This is a genomic window from Microcoleus vaginatus FACHB-2002 (assembly GCF_040004035.1).
Lineage (GTDB): Bacteria > Cyanobacteriota > Cyanobacteriia > Cyanobacteriales > Microcoleaceae > Microcoleus > Microcoleus vaginatus_C.
This window is the reverse complement of the sequence record NZ_JAMPLN010000029.1, coordinates 1-20,116: the sequence shown is the minus strand read 5'-3', so window position 1 is coordinate 20,116 and position 20,116 is coordinate 1. Positions and strand designations below refer to the sequence as shown.

17 protein-coding genes and 1 riboswitch are annotated in these 20,116 nt (G+C 48.5%); of the genes, 8 read left to right on the top strand and 9 right to left on the bottom strand.

The genetic code is table 11. The features are described from left to right. The 5 genes from NDI35_RS21855 to NDI35_RS21835 form a co-directional block, all read right to left on the bottom strand. Positions 1-642: an urea amidolyase associated protein UAAP2 gene (locus NDI35_RS21855; protein ID WP_445314562.1), complete on the bottom strand. Its 642-nt coding sequence runs from the start codon at positions 640-642 to the stop codon at positions 1-3. Positions 643-719: 77 nt separating this feature from the next. Next, a complete protein-coding gene (locus NDI35_RS21850) occupies positions 720-1,451 on the bottom strand; it encodes an urea amidolyase associated protein UAAP1 (RefSeq protein ID WP_445314561.1) in 732 nt (243 codons plus the stop codon). A 293-nt stretch (positions 1,452-1,744) separates the two neighbouring features. Then, entirely contained in the window at positions 1,745-2,521 is a 777-nt protein-coding gene (locus NDI35_RS21845; protein WP_190731928.1) for an ABC transporter ATP-binding protein, read from the bottom strand. Between the two features lie 142 nt (positions 2,522-2,663). Further along, positions 2,664-3,515: an ABC transporter permease gene (locus tag NDI35_RS21840; protein WP_445314560.1), complete on the bottom strand. Its 852-nt coding sequence runs from the start codon at positions 3,513-3,515 to the stop codon at positions 2,664-2,666. A 107-nt stretch (positions 3,516-3,622) separates the two neighbouring features. Continuing rightward, positions 3,623-4,690 (bottom strand): ABC transporter substrate-binding protein, encoded by a 1,068-nt coding sequence (locus NDI35_RS21835; protein WP_445314559.1) that lies wholly within the window; start codon positions 4,688-4,690, stop codon positions 3,623-3,625. A 144-nt stretch (positions 4,691-4,834) separates the two neighbouring features. Then, positions 4,835-4,985, bottom strand: a riboswitch (guanidine-I (ykkC/yxkD leader). 476 nt (positions 4,986-5,461) lie between these two features. Between NDI35_RS21835 and atzF the strand changes: the two genes are divergently transcribed. The 6 genes from atzF (at position 5,462) to NDI35_RS21805 (ending at position 12,202) form a co-directional block, all read left to right on the top strand. After that, positions 5,462-7,276: an allophanate hydrolase gene (gene atzF, locus NDI35_RS21830; protein ID WP_445314558.1), complete on the top strand. Its 1,815-nt coding sequence runs from the start codon at positions 5,462-5,464 to the stop codon at positions 7,274-7,276. 39 nt (positions 7,277-7,315) lie between these two features. Continuing rightward, positions 7,316-8,059: a calcium-binding protein gene (locus tag NDI35_RS21825; protein WP_445314557.1), complete on the top strand. Its 744-nt coding sequence runs from the start codon at positions 7,316-7,318 to the stop codon at positions 8,057-8,059. A 286-nt stretch (positions 8,060-8,345) separates the two neighbouring features. Continuing rightward, positions 8,346-9,287 (top strand): tRNA pseudouridine(55) synthase TruB, encoded by a 942-nt coding sequence (truB, locus tag NDI35_RS21820; protein WP_445314556.1) that lies wholly within the window; start codon positions 8,346-8,348, stop codon positions 9,285-9,287. A 149-nt stretch (positions 9,288-9,436) separates the two neighbouring features. Beyond that, entirely contained in the window at positions 9,437-9,667 is a 231-nt protein-coding gene (gene yidD, locus NDI35_RS21815) for a membrane protein insertion efficiency factor YidD (RefSeq protein WP_190655801.1), read from the top strand. Between the two features lie 216 nt (positions 9,668-9,883). Further along, positions 9,884-11,098, top strand: coding sequence for a response regulator (locus NDI35_RS21810; RefSeq protein ID WP_445314555.1), 1,215 nt, complete (start codon positions 9,884-9,886; stop codon positions 11,096-11,098). Positions 11,099-11,203: 105 nt separating this feature from the next. Then, on the top strand, positions 11,204-12,202 hold the full coding sequence (locus NDI35_RS21805; protein ID WP_445314554.1) for a glycosyltransferase family 2 protein: 999 nt from the start codon (positions 11,204-11,206) through the stop codon (positions 12,200-12,202). Positions 12,203-12,338: 136 nt separating this feature from the next. Here NDI35_RS21805 and NDI35_RS21800 read toward each other — a convergent pair whose 3' ends face one another. From NDI35_RS21800 to NDI35_RS21785, 4 genes are all read right to left on the bottom strand, one after another. Continuing rightward, positions 12,339-12,911 carry a Uma2 family endonuclease gene (locus NDI35_RS21800; RefSeq protein WP_445314595.1) on the bottom strand — a complete coding sequence of 191 codons (573 nt, stop codon included), beginning with the start codon at positions 12,909-12,911 and terminating at the stop codon, positions 12,339-12,341. Between the two features lie 8 nt (positions 12,912-12,919). After that, positions 12,920-13,249, bottom strand: a complete 330-nt coding sequence (locus tag NDI35_RS21795) for a HesB/IscA family protein (RefSeq protein ID WP_333070615.1) — start codon at positions 13,247-13,249, stop codon at positions 12,920-12,922. A 173-nt stretch (positions 13,250-13,422) separates the two neighbouring features. Continuing rightward, positions 13,423-13,842 carry a cupin domain-containing protein gene (locus NDI35_RS21790; RefSeq protein WP_333075032.1) on the bottom strand — a complete coding sequence of 140 codons (420 nt, stop codon included), beginning with the start codon at positions 13,840-13,842 and terminating at the stop codon, positions 13,423-13,425. Positions 13,843-14,166: 324 nt separating this feature from the next. After that, positions 14,167-14,505 carry a hypothetical protein gene (locus NDI35_RS21785; protein ID WP_445314553.1) on the bottom strand — a complete coding sequence of 113 codons (339 nt, stop codon included), beginning with the start codon at positions 14,503-14,505 and terminating at the stop codon, positions 14,167-14,169. 337 nt (positions 14,506-14,842) lie between these two features. On the opposite strand from NDI35_RS21785, the gene gltB reads away from it, so the two are divergent. Then, positions 14,843-19,429: a glutamate synthase large subunit gene (gene gltB / locus NDI35_RS21780; protein ID WP_445314552.1), complete on the top strand. Its 4,587-nt coding sequence runs from the start codon at positions 14,843-14,845 to the stop codon at positions 19,427-19,429. A gap of 148 nt (positions 19,430-19,577) precedes the next feature. Beyond that, positions 19,578-20,045: a GUN4 domain-containing protein gene (locus NDI35_RS21775; RefSeq protein WP_445314551.1), complete on the top strand. Its 468-nt coding sequence runs from the start codon at positions 19,578-19,580 to the stop codon at positions 20,043-20,045. Positions 20,046-20,116: the final 71 nt, after the last annotated feature.

The following is a 20,116-nucleotide window of genomic DNA, read 5'->3' as shown; positions in this document are numbered from 1 at the left end:
TTACACGGAATCCCAAATAATCAACTGAATCGGCGTAGGATTGTAAGCATTGCAAGGATTGTTCATTTGCGGGCAGTTAGAAATAGCAACTAGCGCGTTCATTTCGGCTCGCAAATCAACTGTGCTTCCCGGATCGGAGATGCCGTCAACAATTTCAAGAGTGCCATCTTCGCTAACCGGAACATTCATAAAGAAGTTGATATTGCTGACTAAATCTCGCTTGCCCAAACCGTGGGGAAGAATTGCGGCGAGGAAATTTTCAACACAGGCGTGCTGGTATTTTTTATCTAGCCCAAACCGCACGGAATTGCTCTCGCAGCTACAGGCGCCGCCGGAGGTATCGTGCCGCCCGCAGGAGTCAGCAATTATGGTCATAATGGCTCGCCCTTCGTTGGAAATGAGTTGGCTGTTTGTAGTGACAAAGATATTGCCTTGATTGACGATCGTATCGGGGGCGCTGTAACGTTCGGAAGGGTCATCGGCATTGTAAACTAAAAAATCTACTGCTTGATTTCCGCCTAAATCTACAATACGAAGAATCTGTCCTTTTTTGATGACACGAGACCAGGGATGTCTGGCTGGTAAGACTTCGTTATAAATTGCAGTTTTTGGATCGAGGATTTGTTGGGTAGTTGCAATCATGGTTCACTTTTTATGATGGAAGTGCAGAGTTTTTTACCGCAGATTGATGCGGACAAGATTAAGTGCTGGAATCGGGTCTATTGCACGAACAAAGCATCGGTGTTGGTGAAGCCGCGCACGGCTTCCGGGTTGGCGGTGCGGCACAAGTCGTCTGGTACGGGTGCGGGGGATTTCACAATCTGAATTTGAATGGGTTTTGGATCGTAAATTGAACCGGGATGCAGGATGTGGGGGCAGTTAGAGATAATTGTCAATACGTTCATTTCTGCTCGCAAATCGATAAAACTACCCGGTTTTTCGCAGCCTTCGCGAAACTCCATCGTGCCATCGGGTTTGACGGCAATGCGAGTAAATAAGTTGAGGTTGGGCATGATGTCTTTTTTGCTCAATCCCCATCGAGTTAGGGCTTTGAGGAAGTTGTCGCGGGAGTTTTTCCAGTCTCCTTCGCCGTATTTTTTGGCATTGCTAATGGCGTTGCTGCATCCTCCTAACAAATCGTGACAGCCGGAGGTGTCTTGGGTGATAGAAAATAGGATGCGTCCCATGTCTGTGTAGATCACCATGCCTTCTTTGAGAAAGGCGTTGAATTGAATTTTGGCGGTGTCTGCTGCGTTGAAACGTTCGATCGCATTGTCGGCGTTGTAGCACAGCATGGAAACGCCGCGAGAGCCTTCTAAATCGGTGATTCGCAGGGTGTTTCCCCGCTTGATGACCCCCGACCAGTACGCGCCGCCCGGTACGGTTTCTTCGATTAATACGAGGTCAGAATCAATTTGTGAGTTTGTGTCGATCGATGATAGTTGCACCATAAGTTCCTCTTGATGTATTTGGGTAGGTCTGCGAAACCAAACAATAGTATTCTGTAGCGGCAAAACCCGCCCTCTCCCAAAGTAATATTTATTTCCACTGATATCTTGCACCATTCTTAAGAACGGGCAAGATGCCCGTTCCACAAAACTCAATTTTATTGTGGAACGGGCATCTTGCCCGTTCCTAAATAGGTAATTGACAAGGGTACAAGATGTTAAGTTTCCACTTACTTAGGTTTGCCGTTGTACGGTTGGCGCGGGTGCAAAAAGTGCAACTACAAACCTATTTCTATTTAAGCAGCCATTGCAACTGCTTCCTGTCCGTGTTTCCGCATCAAATCCATGAGTTCGTCGCGGTAATCGTGGAATTTGGCGTGGCGTTTAACGCTGGGAGTGCGATCGGGCAAATTAATCGACATTTCCTTTCTCACTGTACCGGGACGGGCGCCCAAAGCATAAATCCGATTGGAAAGAAACACCGCTTCTTCGACATCGTGGGTAATCATAAAGATTGTAATCTGAGTGCGGCGCCACAAATCGAGCATAAATTCGTGCATCGATTCTTTAGTGTGGATATCCAAGGCGCCGAAAGGTTCATCCATTAATAACACTTTAGGTTCAGAAGCGAGGGCGCGGGCGATCGCCACCCGCTGTTTCATCCCGCCCGACAATTCCTTCGGCAGCGACGAAGCAAACTGCGTCAATCCTACCACATTCAAATAATAGCTCGCTTGTTCGCGCCGCTTTTTCTTCGACACGCCTTGAAGTTTGAGGCCAAACTCGGCATTTTCCTGCACGTTCATCCAAGGATAAAGAGTGTAATGCTGAAATACCATACCTCTATCCGGCCCAGGCGCAACAACTTCCTTGCCGTCAATTTTCACTTCCCCTATTGTCGGCTTGTCCAATCCCGCAATCTGCCTCAAAAGAGTAGATTTGCCCGAACCGGATGCGCCTACCGCGCAGATAAATTCGCCTTGCTTGATGCTCATATTGATGTCCTTGAGGACAACTAATTTACCGTTTTTCGTTTCAAAGTTTTTGTGCAGGTTGTTGATTTGCAGAAACATGAGTTTATCCTCTGTATTGTAAGTAAAAAATGGATTTTTTCATTCCCAAAATCTGTAAATTTTAGGACTAACAACGATATCTAGCGTGGGTTTGAATTTTATTTTACACCACTGCCTTCTTCCTTCTTCCTTCAAAATCTGCTTACTGTTTCTGACTTGACCATTTACAAGAAACCCGCAGCAGATATTGAAAAAGCAAGTCAAAAGTCAGTCCGATCGCCCCAATGACAATCAGCCCCACAAAAATTTCCTCGGTTCGGAGAAATCGACCTGCGACGCTGATCCGACGACCTAAGCCTTCGGTTGCCGCAATCAATTCCGAGACGATTACCAATTGCCAAGCCGCAGCTAGGTTGATGCGGCTAGCATCAAGAATTCCCGGCAAAACGTGGGGAAAAATAACTTGAGTTAGGATTTCCCAGCGATTCCCACCCAACATATAAGTAGATTCGATCAAGTCTTTGGGAACAAACTTGACTGTATCCATCACCATCAGCGAATTGAAGAAAAAGACGCCGATAAATATCAGCATTATTTTGGGTTCTTCGCCGATTCCCAAGTAGAGAATTAGCAGGGGAATGAATGCTGGTGCGGGCATATATCGCATCAAGCCGAACATGGGTTCCAGCAAGGCGCGAATACTGGGAAAACTGCCCATCAGCACGCCAATTGGTATGGAAAAAACCAAGGCGAACAGAAAGCCCACTCCTACCCGCCACAAACTCGCTACCGTGTCTTTCAAAAGTTCGCGAGTGTTCCAAAGCCGACCAAATGCCTCTAAAACTTTGCCGGGGGAAGGCAAAAATTTGGGGTCTACGTTGGCGAAGGTTGTTACTAGCCACCACAGCAGCAGCGGAAGTGCGATCGATGTTACCGTTAACCCAATATTGAGGGGTTGTGGTATCTCTTCCGCAATCCGCCAGAAAACGGTGGGATTTAGGCTTTTTTGCTTGAGGTGGGATTGGATCGATCGGCGTTCGGGATTTGATGGCATGATTTAATTGCGGAATGGTTTGTCGAGTAATTGGAGTAGATGTTGGGGATTATAAAAAGTATTTTTTTTAAGTTTTTTTTGGTCTGCCAAATCGTAACTTCTGCCTTTTAGCTTTTACCTTCCGCATAAGCTTTGATAAAACGATCGTCAAATAATGTGCTGAGATCTGGTTGGGTTTTTGCTAAATTTACATCTACGAGAAATTTACTCATTTCGGCAGCCGCAAACTGCAATGATGTCATATCATTTCCCGGTTGAAAGGCTTTCAAGTTTTCCTCGATCGTAAATATCTTAGTCCCGTTTTCATATTCTTTGTATTCCTCAACGCTAACTCCGGCGCGGTTGGCTAGAATCTCGTAAGATTTCTCTTTATTTGCTTTCATGTATTCCAATGTTGCAAACCATGAATTGACCAGGGCTTGCACTCGATCGGGGTGTTCGTCGATAAACTTTCGCGTGAATACCAAATGGTCGGAAATCGCCCCCGGAAAATCTTTTGAACTAAACAGTTCCTTGCTGTTAGCTCGTTTTAATGCCTGCGTGGTAAACGGCGCAAATACTGCCACCGCATCGACTTGCCCTCCGACGAAAGCCGCCGCAGCTTTGCCGGTTTCCAGCGGTACAAATTGAATATCTTGCACTGATAAACCTGCTTTTCTCAGCCCTAACAGCAATAAAAAGTGATCGACTGTACCTTCCTCTGCTGCTACTTTTTTCCCTTTTAAGTCGGCAACGGAATTGATACCTTCAGCGACAATCACTTTGTCATTTCCCGTCGAGTTGTCGTTGACTAAAACAATTACTTGGTCGGCGCCGCCTGATATGGAGTTTACGGTATCGCCGAGGGTTTGGCTGTTAGCATTTATCTGTCCTGCTGTGAGGGTGCTGATCGATTCTAAGTAGCCGTCAAACCATTTTAAGTCTACAGCAACATTGTTGGCTTCAAATATCTTTTGCTCTTTGGCAATTTGCCAAGGAAACCAGCCGGGCCACGCGCTGAATCCGAGGCTAACTGCATCAGCACTTACTGAAGAAGCTGCTTCGCTTTCTGTCGTGGTTTTGATATAAATTGCCGGGTTGACGCAGCCGACAGCGAAAAACAATGTGATGAAAAATAGGGCGCAGTAGGATAAGGGCGATCGCGTTATTTTTGGGGAGCAATATCGGATATTCATACTATATTCTGGTTGCTGGTTAGAGGTGAATATGTCGATCGAGCTTTTGCACCTTCTTTGGCTTCCTTAGCTGCCGCAAACCCCCTTGATATACAAGGATAAAGCCCGAGAGCTAACGAACCGAGTCTTGATGACCGATCGCGTTTCTCCCGGGCTTTTATCCCGCCGTGTAACTGGCTAGTGTTTCCCTAAAATTAAATTTGGGGAGAACCAGTCTGCTTCTCTCGGACCAGCACTTGAACTTTCTAAGCTGAGTTAGAAAATGATTCAAATCGGAACCCTAGAAGCGGTTAAATTTTTTCGGTTTTTGTCTGTATAAGTCCTGTTTGCAACCCAAGGAGTTATTCGAGACTGTTAGTAACAGCAATGCACTTAGCTTTTTGAAAGGTAGGCATACTGTAGTTTGCAATCTTACTAGATTGCTACGTTTCAAACGGTAACAGCAAACTTAATGCGAAAATGTGTAAAATGTTACAAAAAACGGTTTTTCTCGAATTTGTAAAATTAAATGTTTGGGAAGATTAAACCGGGCGATGAGACGGGGCTATGGGAAATCGCGAAGTTTACCAACACACAAAGACGAAACCCGCAAGGCCTGGCTTGAAGATTTCTTGAGAAATACTTCGAGCCCGCTGACTCGATGCGAGTACGATCGACAATGCGGTAAACTAACCGTCTATTTGTAATAACGATCGCCAAACACAGCCTGTGAAGTCAACTCTTCAATCTAAAATCTAAAATCTAAAATCTAAAATCGACTGACGGTGCACTATGGAAAAATTTAACTACAGCAACAGTCTCGACATTCATTCGCTGCTCGATCGCTACCGCACCGGCTCAATCGCGCCTGCAGATGCGATCGCCAGCGTGTACGATCGGATCGAACGCTATGCAGATCCGGCAGTATGGATTTATTTAGCACCGCTGGCGGAAACCCTCGATCGCGCCAAAGCATTGGAAAACCTAGACCCGCAACAATTGCCGCTCTACGGGATACCTTTTGCGATCAAAGATAATCTCGATTGGGCGGGCGTTCCGACTACGGCGGGATGTCCTCCGTTTGCTCACACTCCAGCGCGATCGTCCGCAGTCGTAGAGCGCCTGTGCGCGGCAGGTGCGATCGCGATCGGCAAAACAAACATGGATCAGTTTGCCACAGGATTAGTGGGAACCCGCACGCCTTATGGAGTTTGTCGCAATCCGTTCGATTCGCGCTACATTCCGGGCGGATCGAGTTCCGGTTCCGCAGCAGCAGTCTCGGCCGGATTGGTGAGTTTTGCTCTGGGTACCGATACCGCAGGATCGGGGCGGGTTCCCGCTGCTTTTACCAACATTGTCGGGCTGAAGCCAAGTTGCGGCTCGATCGGCACTCGCGGCCTGCTGCCGGCGGTGCGATCGCTCGATTGCGTTTCTGTGTTCGCTCTCACCTGTGCGGATGCAGCCTCTGTGCTGCAAGTAGCCAGCGGTTTTGACGCTGAGGATGCGTTTTCTCGTCACCCTGAAACGAAAGTTTTGCCGGATTTATCCCGCTTGCGGGTGGGAGTTCCCGGAGACGGCGAACTCGAATTTTTTGGGAATGCAGAAGCCGAACAGCGCTACCGGGAGGCGATCGCGCGCTTGCAATCATTGGGCTGCACGATCGCACCTATTGACTTCAAACCCTTTGCGGATGCTGCCGAACTCCTCTACGGCGGGCCTTGGGTAGCAGAAAGGTTGGCCGCGATCGGCGATTTCCTCGACGCGCACCCAGAGGATATCGATCCGATCGTCTACGAAATTATCAGCGGCGGCAAACGCTACGATGCCGTCGCCGCTTACCGCGCGTCGTACCGGTTGGCCGAACTCCGCAAGCTTGCAGAAATTCAGTGGCAGTCAATGGATGTGTTGGCGGTGCCGACGACAGGTACGATTTATACTGTCGCAGAAGTTGCAGCCGAGCCGATCGCGCTCAACACCAATCTCGGGCGCTACACGAACTTTGCGAATTTGCTCGATTTGTGCGCGATCGCAGTTCCCAGCGGGTTTCAAAGCAGCGGATTGCCCGCAGGATTGACACTGATGGCTCCTGCGTGGCACGATTTATCGCTCTGCCGGCTGGGATCTGCTTTCCACGCTAGTTTGGGGGGAACTATGGGCGCAACCAACCTACCGCTGCCAACCGTCCCGGAACCCGCCAGCGCAGCAAAATCTTCCTCAGAAGAACGAGTCAAAATAGCCGTAGTTGGGGCTCATTTGAGCGGTGAGCCGCTGAATTATCAACTAATCGAGGGGGGAGGCATTTTGGTTCGCGCCTGCCGTACCAGCCCGATTTACAAGCTGTACGCTTTGACGGGTACTGCTCTGGGCAAGCCGGGATTGGTGCGTCAGATAGAGGGCGGTAGCGCGATCGAGGTGGAAGTTTGGGAGTTGTCGATCGCGGCTTTCGGCGGATTTGTCGCTAAAATTCCCCCGCCGCTGGGAATTGGTACGTTGGTGTTGGAGGACGGCTCCACGGTGCAGGGCTTTTTGTGCGAACCTTATGCTGTGGCGGATGCGATCGATATTTCCGATCTGGGTGGTTGGCGAGCATATAACTTCCGCTTTTAAGCTAAGTTAGAATGGCAAATTTCTACCATCTTGAGAATCATGCCATCAGCAGTGCCACTTGTACCAATTCCCGTCACAACCCCAACCCCCACCAACGGTACCAGTCCCGGAGGATCACCTGGTGGCACTCGCGGCACCAGCGGCCCCGACTCCCTCAGAGGTACTGCGGGCGCTAACTTGATATTTGGTTTGGGTGGCCCTGACAGCATTTTGGGCTTAGGCGCAGACGATTCCCTCTACGGCGGCGACGGCGATGACTCACTGCTGGGCGACGTTGGCAATGATTTGCTGTTCGGCGGTGCCGGCCGCGACAGCGTTTTGGGCGGCGCCGGCGGCGATACTTTCTACGGCGGCAAAGGTTCTGACTCAATGCTGGGCGACGAGGGTAATGATTTGCTGTTTGGCAACCAAGACACCGATACTTTGTTGGGAGGCGCGGGCGATGACTCGCTTTTTGGGGGTGCCGGCGATGACTCGCTGTTTGGTGGCATCGGCAATGACTGTTTATCGGGCGATCGCGGCGCAGATACTTTAACTGGCGGCACCGGAAACGATACTTTTGCGATCGGGCGATCGGCAGATGGTGATGTGATTACAGACTTTACTGATGGTACCGATCGAATTCGCTTGACTGCCGGCCTCACCTTTGGCGAACTCACCATTGCCGCTGGGGCGGGAACTTCGCCGAGTACAATTATTCAGCTTACAAGCACCAAGGAAACTCTGGCTACTTTATTCGGAGTTGCCCGCACTTCTATCAGTCAGGCGGACTTTATTCTTTAATGGGTAATTGGGAATTGGGAATTGATAATTGGGCGGGCGGGTACTTTGTAGTTTTAAGTTTTCAATGTTGAACTTTTTAACTCAAAACCGCTTTCGCGTTGCAAGTAACGTTAGCTTTCGCAATGCGAAGGCAAGCAATCTCAACACTTTTCATCTTCCTTTTTCCTGCTTCCTTCTCTCCATTAAATCCCGTACACTTCTTCCCTCTTCCCTCTTCCCTCTTCCCTCTTCCTGACATCCGTTATATCCGTTACATCCGTTACAAAATCCGTTGCCGAACTTCCTAATGACTACTGACGGTTTTCTCAATCTCAACAAACCTGCGGGCATGACATCTCACGACTGCGTGGGGCGAGTGCGTCGGCTATTGAAACTCAAGCGAGTCGGACACGGAGGAACCCTCGATCCTGCTGTGACTGGCGTTTTGCCCATCGCCCTGGGCAAAGCAACCAGACTGCTGCAATATCTCCAACACAATAAAGCTTACCGAGGCACGATTCGGTTTGGCTTAACTACTGCTACTGACGATTTAGAAGGAGAAATTATCCATTCTCGACCGGTGCCAGAGTTGAGTTTGGAACAAGTACAAGCTGCACTGCCAAAATTCCTAGGAAAAATCGAGCAATTTCCGCCGAGTTTTAGTGCGGTTCAGGTGGGAGGAAAACGCCTTTATGAGTTAGCAAGAAAAGGCGAAACTGTGGAAGTTGCTGCTAGAAATGTTGAGGTTTTTCGACTGGAAATCTTGGATTGGCGGCCGGGGGATTTTCCTGAATTGGATTTGTCGATCGCCTGCGGGGCGGGTACTTACATTCGGGCGATCGCGCGGGATCTGGGTGCTGTGTTGAATGCAGGCGGTACTTTGGCTTGTTTGACTCGCACCGAAAGTAGCGGTTTTTCGATCGAGGAAAGTCTCAGTTTTGAACAATTGGAACTGCAATTGCAGGAAAATAAATTCTGCCCGATTTTGCCATCGGCGGTTTTGGGACATTTAGGCGCGATCGTCCTTTCCCCTCAATATACCAAACGCTGGTTTCAAGGACAGCGCCTCCCGATTCCCGAAACGCCGATCGGGCCTGAGGAGGAAAGTACGAACAATCCCCCCGACAACCCAATACCCCAACCTCCCTATCCGTTGCAGGTTTACGATCGAGACGGTAATTTTTTAGGTATCGGTCAAGTAGCGAACTCAGAGACAAGTACCATATTATCTCCTCAAATTGTGCTGTAGCTATCTAAAATAAAAATGAAAATAGGTATAATTGGTACTGTAAAAGTTGGCGTAACTCTAACTGCTGGGAATGCCCTAGATTCACCTAGCTTACAGCGGTACGGGACGATATTTTGCTATTAATCTAATCAATCGCTGAGGTAAAAATTGTGAAAATATTGCTGATCGGATTAATCCGAGGCTACAAAATGGGGATTTCTCCTTACCTGCCTAACGCCTGTAGATTTCAGCCAACTTGTTCCCAATACGCGATCGAAGCAATAGAAAGATTTGGGCCGGCCCGTGGCAGCTCGATGGCGGTTAAGCGGATTTTGCGCTGTCATCCTTTTCATCCAGGGGGTTACGATCCTGTACCTCCCAAAGATAGCGAGGGCAATTAGTTATTAGTTACAAACAGTATTTTAGTTATTAGTTAATAGTGCAAATAGGCGTTGCATCCTCATGGCTAAAACTACCGAGGGGAATCACTCCCTAAGACGGTTAAATTCGCACAATTAGTGGTGTTTTTTAACCTAAATTCAGTAATATTACTGTTATCTTTCAAAACTCAGCAGCTATATAATGGTACAAACAGAGTACAGGGGATGCGAGTTGATATGTCTGCTACCGCAATCGGATACAAAATGTTGTCCCATACTCTGGCTGTACTCAGCCAGAAACAAGCAACGGGGAAACTGCTGTTAGAGCAAGGGGAGCAACAATGGCAACTTTACTTTTTTCAGGGTAGTTTGGTGTATGCCACGGGAGGAGCGCACAGATCGAGGCGCTGGTACAGAGCGATCGGGCAACACTGTCGAAACTTTCAAGTGGATCTCAGAAACCTCGATGCTGGAGAACTGTGGGAATATCAACTGCTTCAGCGAGGGATAGCAGCCAGCGAAATGAGTCTCGAACAAGCTAGGGCGATCGTCCACACCAGCCTTTCCGAAGTGTTATTTGCTCTGATCGGTCAATCGGGTTTGCGCCGGGAGTGGCGTCCGTCCCAGAAATATTTTTCTACAATTACCTCTTCTTTGCTGCTGTCTTTAACAGAAGTAGAGAAAGTTCTGTGTTGTACAGAAGAAATTTGGCAGAAGTGGAAAGGAATGGGTTTGTGGTTGGTAGATCCAGAACAAGCACCGCTTTTAAAACCGTCGGCCCAGTTGCAGCAAAATCGATTTAGTTCTAATTCTTTGATCGCTTTGGGTAACGTATTCAACGGCGAGAATACTCTTTGGGATATTGCATTTAAGAAAAAGCAGTGCGTGACAGTGGCCACTCGCGGTTTAGTTAATTACATCAAGCAGGGTTTAGTAAATTTCCGAACAGTACCAGACTTGCCGTCGCCTATAGAACAGTGGCGCCTTGCCGCGGCTATTGCAGGGCCGGGTCGCCCTTTGATTGCTTGTATCGATGACAGTCCGACAGTATGCGAATTTTTAGAGCAAATTTTGTTGCCGGAGGGGTATCGAGTCCTAAAAATTCAAGACCCCATGCAGGGAGTGGGCCTCCTCGCCAAACAAAAGCCTGCTTTAATTTTTATGGACGTGGTGATGCCGAAGACAAGTGGCTTTGCTTTGTGCAATTTTTTGCGAAAGACACCCGCTTTTCGGGAAACTCCGATCGTGTTTTTGACCGGTCAAGATAGTATAATTGACCGCACGCGGGCGAAATTTACAGGTGCTTCCGATTTTTTGAGCAAGCCGGCCAATCCCGAACAGGTTTTGGAAATAGTTGACAAGTATTTGAAGGTAAAAGGCGATCGCTACCCTTTCGCAATTCGCCCCAATGATTTACTGAACTCGCACCAACTTACCTTGGCAAATTCTTGACCCCAAATTAATGAACACAAGAACCCCTTGCTGGGTGCGTCAGTTCCTGACGCACCCTACGCTCATTGTAAAATAAAGACGCAATCGAATTTAAGATAATTAATTATGAGTAATGTTACGATCGATCGCACCCCGCAGGTGAGCGTAGTAATTCCGGCTTACAACTGCGCTGCTTACGTCGGCCAAGCCGTAGATAGCGTTCTGCACCAAACCTATACTAACTGGGAAATTATTGTCGTAGACGACGGCTCCAGAGACGATACCAAGTTAGTTTTAGAGAAATATGGCGATCGAATTCGCTACATTTACCAACAAAATCAAGGAGTTTCGATTGCCAGAAATCACGGCATAAAGCTATCGCGAGGAGAATTCATCGCTTTTCTTGATGCTGACGACTACTTTTTCCCCGACAAATTAGCAGCACAAATGGCTGTATTTGCAGCGAAACCAAATCTAGGAATAGTCCACAGTGGCTGGCGTCTAGTTAATAGTATAGGCGAACCCCTAAAAGATGTCAAACCCTGGCAAAACGTCCCTAAATTAGACTTAGAAATGTGGCTGCGGTGGAAACCAGTATTACCCAGCGCGATGGTATTTCGCCGTCAGTGGTTAGAGCGCGCCGGCGGATTTGATCCTCGATTTCCCCCGGCGGAAGATACAGATTTAGTGTTGCGTTTAGCCTTAATGGGATGTGAAGCAGAGTGGTTGCAGCAAGTAACTGTTTGCTACCGCCAGCACGAACAAAGCGCCATGTACAAAGGTTTACCGCAAGCTAAATCCCTCGCCGCAGTCATGGACAATTTTTTTGCCCGTCCCGAGTTGCCGGATAAAATACGTTTGTTGGAAAAGCAAATCAAGTACAGTACCTTAGTTTGGATTGCTTGGTATTTGTACCGCACCGGTCATTCTGTTGAGATGGTAGAGTTTTTGCAGCGTTCTTGGAATTATACGCCTTATTTGCCTGTGGAAACAGTAATTAATTGGGCGGAAGCTTTCGCCGAGTTTTCGCAGGATGCGGGAAATGAATTCGATGCAGATTTATTAGCTCAATCTCCCGAGTGGCAGCAGTTAATGCAGTGGACTATTCTCGGTACGCCAGCTTGATTGAAAGCTTTTCGATGGCACTCATATCGTTTACGGTTGCATAGGAATGATTTAACCGCAGAGAGCGCAGAGGGCACAGAGGAAGAGAAGAGAGGCTTTTCGCATTTCTGGCTATGTAAAACCTGCATAAACTTTATTAGGCTTCAGTTTGAGTTTCTGCTTCAGTAAAAATTGGCGGCCACAGTTCAGCAATTGGCAATTGCCAACCAGGGAAAAGTTCGGGGACAGTCAAAATATCTTCATTTCCCAACACAATCGGTTCACCTTCCTGACGATAAACTGTTACAGTTTCTTCATCTGGATCGATCAAAATTCCTACTTGCGCTCCGAGTTCTATAAAATTATTAATCTTTTTTTCTAGCGGTTTAATGCGATCGCTCTGTGATTTAATTTCTACTACCAAGTCTGGGACTAATTCTCCGAAATAACGGGGACTTTGCCTGAGACGTGCGGCTCGGACAAAAGAAACATCAGGTGCTGTAAGGTTAGCATCAGGTAAAATAAAGCCGCCTGCGGAGTCAAAAACTCGACCCAAACGGCGGGGATTCACCCAAACGAAGAGAAAGGCACTCAAGCGAATGCCAATTTCACTAGATACAATGTCTGACGGGCCCACAATGATAATCTTCCCGCTTTCTAGTTCAACTTGGTAGTCTTGACCGGCTTCTTTGAAGGTTTTTTGGACTTTTTCTAAGTCTTTGACTGTCATCATATTGATTATTCCTTTGCGGAAAAGGAGTTGCCGCAGCTACAGCTTTGGGCGGCATTGGGATTGTGAAATCGGAAACCTCCGCCCATCAAGTCTTCAGAATAATCCAAGGTGAGCTCATTGAGATATTTTAAGTGCTGGGGGTCGATCGCAACGGAAATTCCCTCGGACTCGCATACAGCATCTTCTGGGGCTGGCGCATCGTCAAATGCCATTGTATAAGACAAACCGGAGCAGCCGCTCGATTCCACGCCCAGACGAAATAAAGCATTGGGATTCGGATGCTTCGACTTGAGGCGCGTTACTTCTGTTGCTGCTGTTTTGCTCAGATGAATCATTATTGGTAATTGGTAATTGGTAATTGGTAATTGGTAATTGGTAATTGGTAATTGGTAATTTGGGAAGTAATGTTGAGTTTTGAAAATGTAGAGTGTGCCTCGGCGTGTACCTTACCCGGAGAATGTAGGGTGCGCCGCAGCGCACCTTACCCCTATATTTTTAGCAACTTGAGTTACTTAGCCTTTTCATTACGAGCATAATCGTCTTGAAAGCGGATAATATCATCTTCTCCCAGATATTCGCCATTCTGCACCTCAATTAAAACCAGGGGGATAACTCCCGGATTTTCCAGGCGGTGAGAAGTGCACTGAGGAACGTAGGTAGACTGATTTGTAAACAGAACTTGTTCAGTTTCGCCACAAGTAACTTTTGCAGTACCAGAAACCACAATCCAGTGTTCGCTGCGGTGGTGGTGCATTTGCAGGCTGAGGCGGTGTCCCGACTTAACTTCGATCCGCTTAATTTTATATCCTGGGCCTTCTTCTAGAGTCGTAAAGGAGCCCCAAGGCCGCAATTCTGTAGCGGCTATTGCGTTGGGTGCTGCAGGTGCGTGCAGGGTAGATACTTGAGAAATTTCTTGAATCTGAACCATGATTTTTACTCCTTGAGGATTGCTTGCTGAATCCTGTGGTAAACGACGTTGTTTTTTGAGATTAACTAATCTATAGTTAAAACCGAAGCCCACCTGCGGGGACTGGTTAGCCGACTGTAGAGTTTTGCAAGAGTTGTGCTCAGCCCGATCGACCTGCCTTAACAACCATAGCAAAACCAACATAGCTGTTGTCACCTGTTATTAGCTCGATCGCCCCAATCTACATCAAATCTTCATAGAAAGGGCGCTGGTTCTTGAATATTGATTAAAGGTGAATCCTAATCCAGCTCTTGAGACTGCTGCTGCAAAAATTCTAGCATCTGGTTAGAGACCCTCTGGGATGAAACCTGGTTGAATAGTTAGACTTGAATAAGTTTGGCTAAGTTCTGTGAAGCAGTGATAAGTAACCCGAACGTCATAGAGTTTTTTCAATTCTGCAATCAGGTTGGGAGAAAGCGGCCGAAAGCTATCTAACCAGGCTTGGAGTCGATCGACTTTTTGCAATTTTTCAGAAAGGTTCATCGCGGATGAGAAGGCAAAATGTTGGTGGAGAATGTCACCCAGACGCTGAGGATACAGTCGCATTAAAAATGCTATAAACTCCTTTCTCAATAACAGGCAAGATGCCTGTTCCACAGAGAGTAAATTTTGTGGAACAGGCATCTTGCCCGCCCTTGAAAAGCTTATTAACAAGGGTGCAAGATGTGAGTTGGTATCGGAATTACTCATCTCTCTTCTCTTCCTCTGCGCTCTCTGCGGCCTCTGCGGTTTAATAATTCACATAATTGAAGAGTCTTTAAGCATAAATCTTGAACCTCCGGGTTCCATAGTTAATTTATCGGCTTTAACTATTTTTTTCCTCGGATCGAATAAGCTTCGATTTTTTGGTGCATCTACCCAATTGAGTAGATCCACATATAATACATGATACTAGAGCGATCGGCATCCCACCATCTACTCTAGATCAACATCTTTTCGCCACTTTGACAGGAGCATCAAAATGAACAGCAACGGACTGCCACAAAAGCAAGGTCTGTACGATCCGCAGTTCGAGCACGACGCTTGCGGAGTCGGATTCATCGTACACATGAAGGGTAACAAATCCCACGAAATTGTCGAGCAGGCACTGACAATCCTCTTGAACCTCGACCACCGAGGCGCGTGCGGCTGCGAACCCAACACCGGAGACGGGGCGGGGATTTTGATGCAGGTGCCCCACAAGTTTCTCAAGAAAGTAACGGCGGGCCTAAACATCGAACTTCCCGAAGCCGGCGAGTACGGAGTTGGCGCGATTTACTCGTCGCCAAATCGAACTGAACGCGAAAACGGCAAACGCATTTTTGAGGAAATCGCCGCCGAAGAAGGCCAGGAAGTGCTCGGCTGGCGCGATGTTCCCACCGACAACTCGTCCCTCGGCGACACCGCCAAATCTAGCGAACCCTTCATGCAGCAAGTGTTCCTCCGGCGGGCCGCAGGTATTGACGAGGCGGCTTTCGAGCGGAAACTGTACGTCATCCGCAAACGGGCTCACAATGCCATCCGCAGGACTAATACAGACCCCTACTGGTACAATTCCACTCTCTCGTGCCGGACGATCGTCTACAAGGGTATGTTAATGCCGGTGCAAGTCGGCGATTACTATCCCGAACTGCACGACCCCGACATGGAAAGCGCTCTAGCCCTGGTTCACTCGCGCTTCAGCACGAATACTTTTCCGAGCTGGGAACGATCGCACCCTTACCGCTACATCGCTCACAACGGCGAAATTAACACGATGCGCGGCAACATTAACTGGATGCACGCGCGGCAATCGCTGTTCGAGTCGGAACTATTCGGCGATGACTTAAAGAAAATCCCCAATTTAATCAATATCGAAGGCAGCGACTCGACAATTTTTGACAATGCTTTGGAATTGCTGACTTTGGCTGGGCGTTCTTTGCCGCACGCTGTAATGATGATGATTCCCGAACCTTGGACAGCCCACGAGTCGATGAGTGACGAGAAAAAAGCTTTCTACGAATACCATTCTTGCTTGATGGAACCTTGGGACGGCCCAGCTTCGATCGCCTTTACCGATGGTACATCGATCGGGGCAGTGCTCGATCGCAACGGTTTGCGCCCTTCCCGCTACTGCGTTACCAAAGACGACTTGGTAATTATGGCATCGGAAGCCGGAGTTTTGCCGATCGCCCCAGAACGAATTGTATCAAAAGGTCGCTTGCAACCGGGGCGGATGTTCCTAGTAAATACCGAGGAAGGCCGCATCGTCTCTGACGAGGAAATTAAACATCAAATTGCCTCGGAACACCCGTACCGCGAGTGGCTCGACAAGCACATGGTCGAAATTGCCAAACTGAAAGATGCGCCTGCAGTAGCAGAATCTCATCCCGAAACATTATTGCAGCGGCAAATGGCCTTTGGCTACACCTTTGAAGAACTGCGGTTGCTGTTAGCACCGATGGCGAAAGATGGCGTGGAAGCTGTCGGCGCGATGGGTGCGGATACGCCGCTGGCGGTGCTTTCCAATCGGCCAAAACTGCTTTATGAATACTTCCAGCAGTTGTTTGCTCAAGTTACCAATCCGCCGATCGATTCTATCCGCGAAGAAATTGTAACTTCTGCCGAAACTACGATCGGCGCTGAACGCAATTTGCTCAAACCGGAACCGGAAAGCTGTCATTTGATTGAACTGAAAACGCCCATTCTCAGCAATGAAGAATTAGCTAAGCTCAAACACGTAAAAGAGGGCAATTTCCGGTCGATTACACTGCCGATTTTGTTTGACCCCAAAAGCGGTGTGAAAGGTCTTGAACAAGCCTTAGAAGAGGTTTTTGCAGCAGCAGACAGCGCGATCGCCTCCGGGGTGAATATCCTCATTTTGAGCGATCGGGGTATCAGTCCAGACAAAGCCCCAATTCCGGCGCTGCTGGCAGTTGCGGGCCTGCACCACCACTTGATCCGTAAAGGTACGCGCACGCGGGCGGGACTCGTGCTCGAATCCGGCGAACCGCGCGAAGTGCATCACTTTGCGACACTTATTGGATATGGTTGCGGCGCGATTAATCCGTATTTGGCCTTTGAGACGATCGCCGATTCGATCCGCGAAGGATTGCTGCTAAATGTCGAGTACAAAACAGCTTGCAAAAACTACATCAAAGCCGCAACTAAAGGGGTGACGAAAGTTGCCTCGAAAATTGGGATTTCGACAATTCAAAGTTATCGCGGCGCGCAGATTTTTGAGGCGATCGGCTTAAACAAATCCGTAGTCGATAAATACTTTGCTTGGACAGCCTCGCGGATTGAAGGGGTAGACCTCGAAGTCATCGCCCAAGAAGCAATTTTACGCCATAATCACGCATTCCCCGACCGCCCAGCCAGCGGACATACTCTCGATGTTGGCGGCGAATATCAGTGGCGGAAAGAAGGCGAGGCGCATTTGTTTAGCCCGCAGACAATTCATGCGCTGCAAAAGTCGGTGCGCGAGGGCAGTTATACGCTTTTCAAACAGTATTCTGGGCTGGTAAACGAACAAAACCAGCAGCATTTTACCTTGCGCGGTTTGTTGCAATTCAAGCAGCGGGAATCGATACCCCTTGAGGAAGTTGAGCCGATCGAATCTATTCTCAAACGCTTTAAAACTGGGGCGATGAGTTATGGTTCGATTTCCAAAGAAGCCCACGAATCGCTAGCAGTAGCGATGAACCGCATTGGTGGCAAATCGAACACCGGTGAAGGCGGCGAAGATCCCGATCGCTACACTTGGACGAACGATCGCGGCGACTCGAAAAACAGCGCGATCAAACAAGTTGCTTCCGGGCGTTTCGGCGTTACCAGCTTGTACCTTTCCCAAGCGCAGGAACTGCAAATCAAGATGGCGCAAGGCGCGAAACCCGGTGAAGGCGGACAGTTGCCCGGTAAAAAAGTATACCCGTGGATTGCGAAGGTGCGGAACTCGACTCCGGGTGTGGGTTTGATTTCGCCTCCTCCTCACCACGACATTTATTCGATCGAAGATTTGGCCGAATTGATTCACGACTTGAAAAATGCCAACCGGGAAGCGCGGATTAGCGTCAAACTCGTGTCGGAAGTTGGAGTCGGGACGATCGCGGCGGGTGTTGCTAAGGCCCACGCCGATGTTGTGCTAATTTCCGGCTACGACGGCGGTACCGGCGCGTCGCCGCAAACTTCGATCAAACACGCGGGATTACCTTGGGAATTAGGACTGGCTGAAACTCACCAAACTTTGGTGCTCAACAATCTCCGCAGCCGGATTGTGGTGGAAACTGACGGTCAAATGAAAACCGGCCGCGATGTAGTAATTGCTGCCTTGCTTGGCGCTGAGGAATTCGGTTTTGCGACGGCGCCGCTGGTGACATTGGGCTGCATCATGATGCGCGTTTGCCACCTGAACACTTGCCCGGTGGGCGTGGCGACGCAAGACCCGCTGCTGCGGAAAAACTTTACCGGCGACCCCGAGCACACGGTAAACTTTATGACCTTCGTCGCGCAGGAAGTCCGGGAAATTATGGCGCAGTTGGGCTTCCGCACGCTGAATGAAATGGTGGGGCGGACTGATGTTTTGGAAGCGAAACAAGCGGTGGAACACTGGAAGGCTAAGGGTTTGGATTTCTCGAAAATCCTTTATCAGCCGGAAGTTGGGGCGGATGTCGGGCGCTATTGCCAGATGGCGCAGGATCACGGGTTGGAAAAGTCGATCGACATGACTGTGTTGTTGGATTTGTGCAAAGGTGCGATCGAAAATGGCGAAAAAGTCCACGCCAAACTGCCGATTACCAATGTCAACCGCGTTGTCGGCACAATTCTGGGCAACGAAATCACCAAACGCCACTGGGAAGGTTTGCCGGATGACACGGTGCACCTGCACTTCCAAGGCAGCGCTGGGCAAAGCTTTGGCGCATTCGTGCCCAAGGGAGTCACCCTGGAGCTCGAAGGCGAAGCTAACGACTATTTGGGCAAAGGGCTCAGCGGCGGCAAGATTATCCTGTATCCGTCGCAGGCTTCCACCTTTGTCGCGGAAGAAAACGTGATTGTCGGTAACGTAGTGCTTTACGGCGCGACATCCGGCGAGGTTTTCATCCGAGGGATGGCGGGCGAACGTTTCGGGGTGCGTAACTCCGGCGTTAACGCAGTAGTTGAAGGTGTGGGCGATCACGGTTGCGAGTACATGACTGGCGGCAAAGTTGTAGTTTTGGGCGAAACCGGGCGCAATTTTGCAGCGGGTATGAGTGGCGGTGTTGCTTACATTTTGGATGAAGCGGGGGATTTTGCTACTCGCTGCAATATGTCGATGGTGGATTTGGAAAAATTGGAGGATGTTGAGGAAATTAGCGATTTGCGGCAGTTAATTCAGACTCACGTTGATTTGACTGGAAGTGCGAAGGCATCGAAGGTTTTGGCAAATTGGGACTCGATGGTGCCGGTGTTTGTGAAGGTGATGCCGAGGGATTATAAGCGGGTGTTGCAGGCTATTGAAAGGGCGATCGCATCGGGTTTAAGCGGTGATGATGCGCTGACGGCTGCATTTGAAGAAAACGCTCGCGATGTCGCTCGAATTGGCGGCAGCTAGTATTAGTATGGGTGCGTTACGGCTACGGCCTAACGCACCCTACAAAACTATAATTAACTCAAGCATGGGTTTCTCGAAGCGGGCGCGAAGCAAATTCATACGGCTCAAGTCAAATAATCTCATATTCAAAATATCTTAGGCGCTGACCATGAGTGATTTTCAATCTTTAAATTATGACAACCAATTTCTTAATCCAGCTTCAGAAAGCGGAGCTGATTACACTCAATTACGCAATTTTTTAGCAGAGGGCAAGTTTAAAGAAGCTGATTGCGAAACTAAACAAATTATACTTTGGGTAGCGTGCTGTGAAAAATTAGGCTATTTAGGGCATTCAGATTGGGTAAACTTTCCTTGTACAGACCTCCAAACAATTAACCAACTTTGGGTAAAATACTCAAATGAGCGTTTCGGATTTTCAGTACAAAGGTCTATTTGGCAAGAAGCGGGCAAAGATTATGACAAATTCTGCGAATACGTTAAATGGGATTCATTTAATAGTAGAATGACCTATGAACTCCGCGCTCCCCTTGGTCATCTTCCCCATACTTGTGTATATTGGTTAGGACATAGAAGACAGGGTAAGAGCATCTCAATCATGCTTGACAAAAGCACTTGAGAATTTGCATCATATAGTCATTGTTCATCGCAGCCCGTTTGATTTTTTGTCGCAGGCTACGCTGGAGAGTT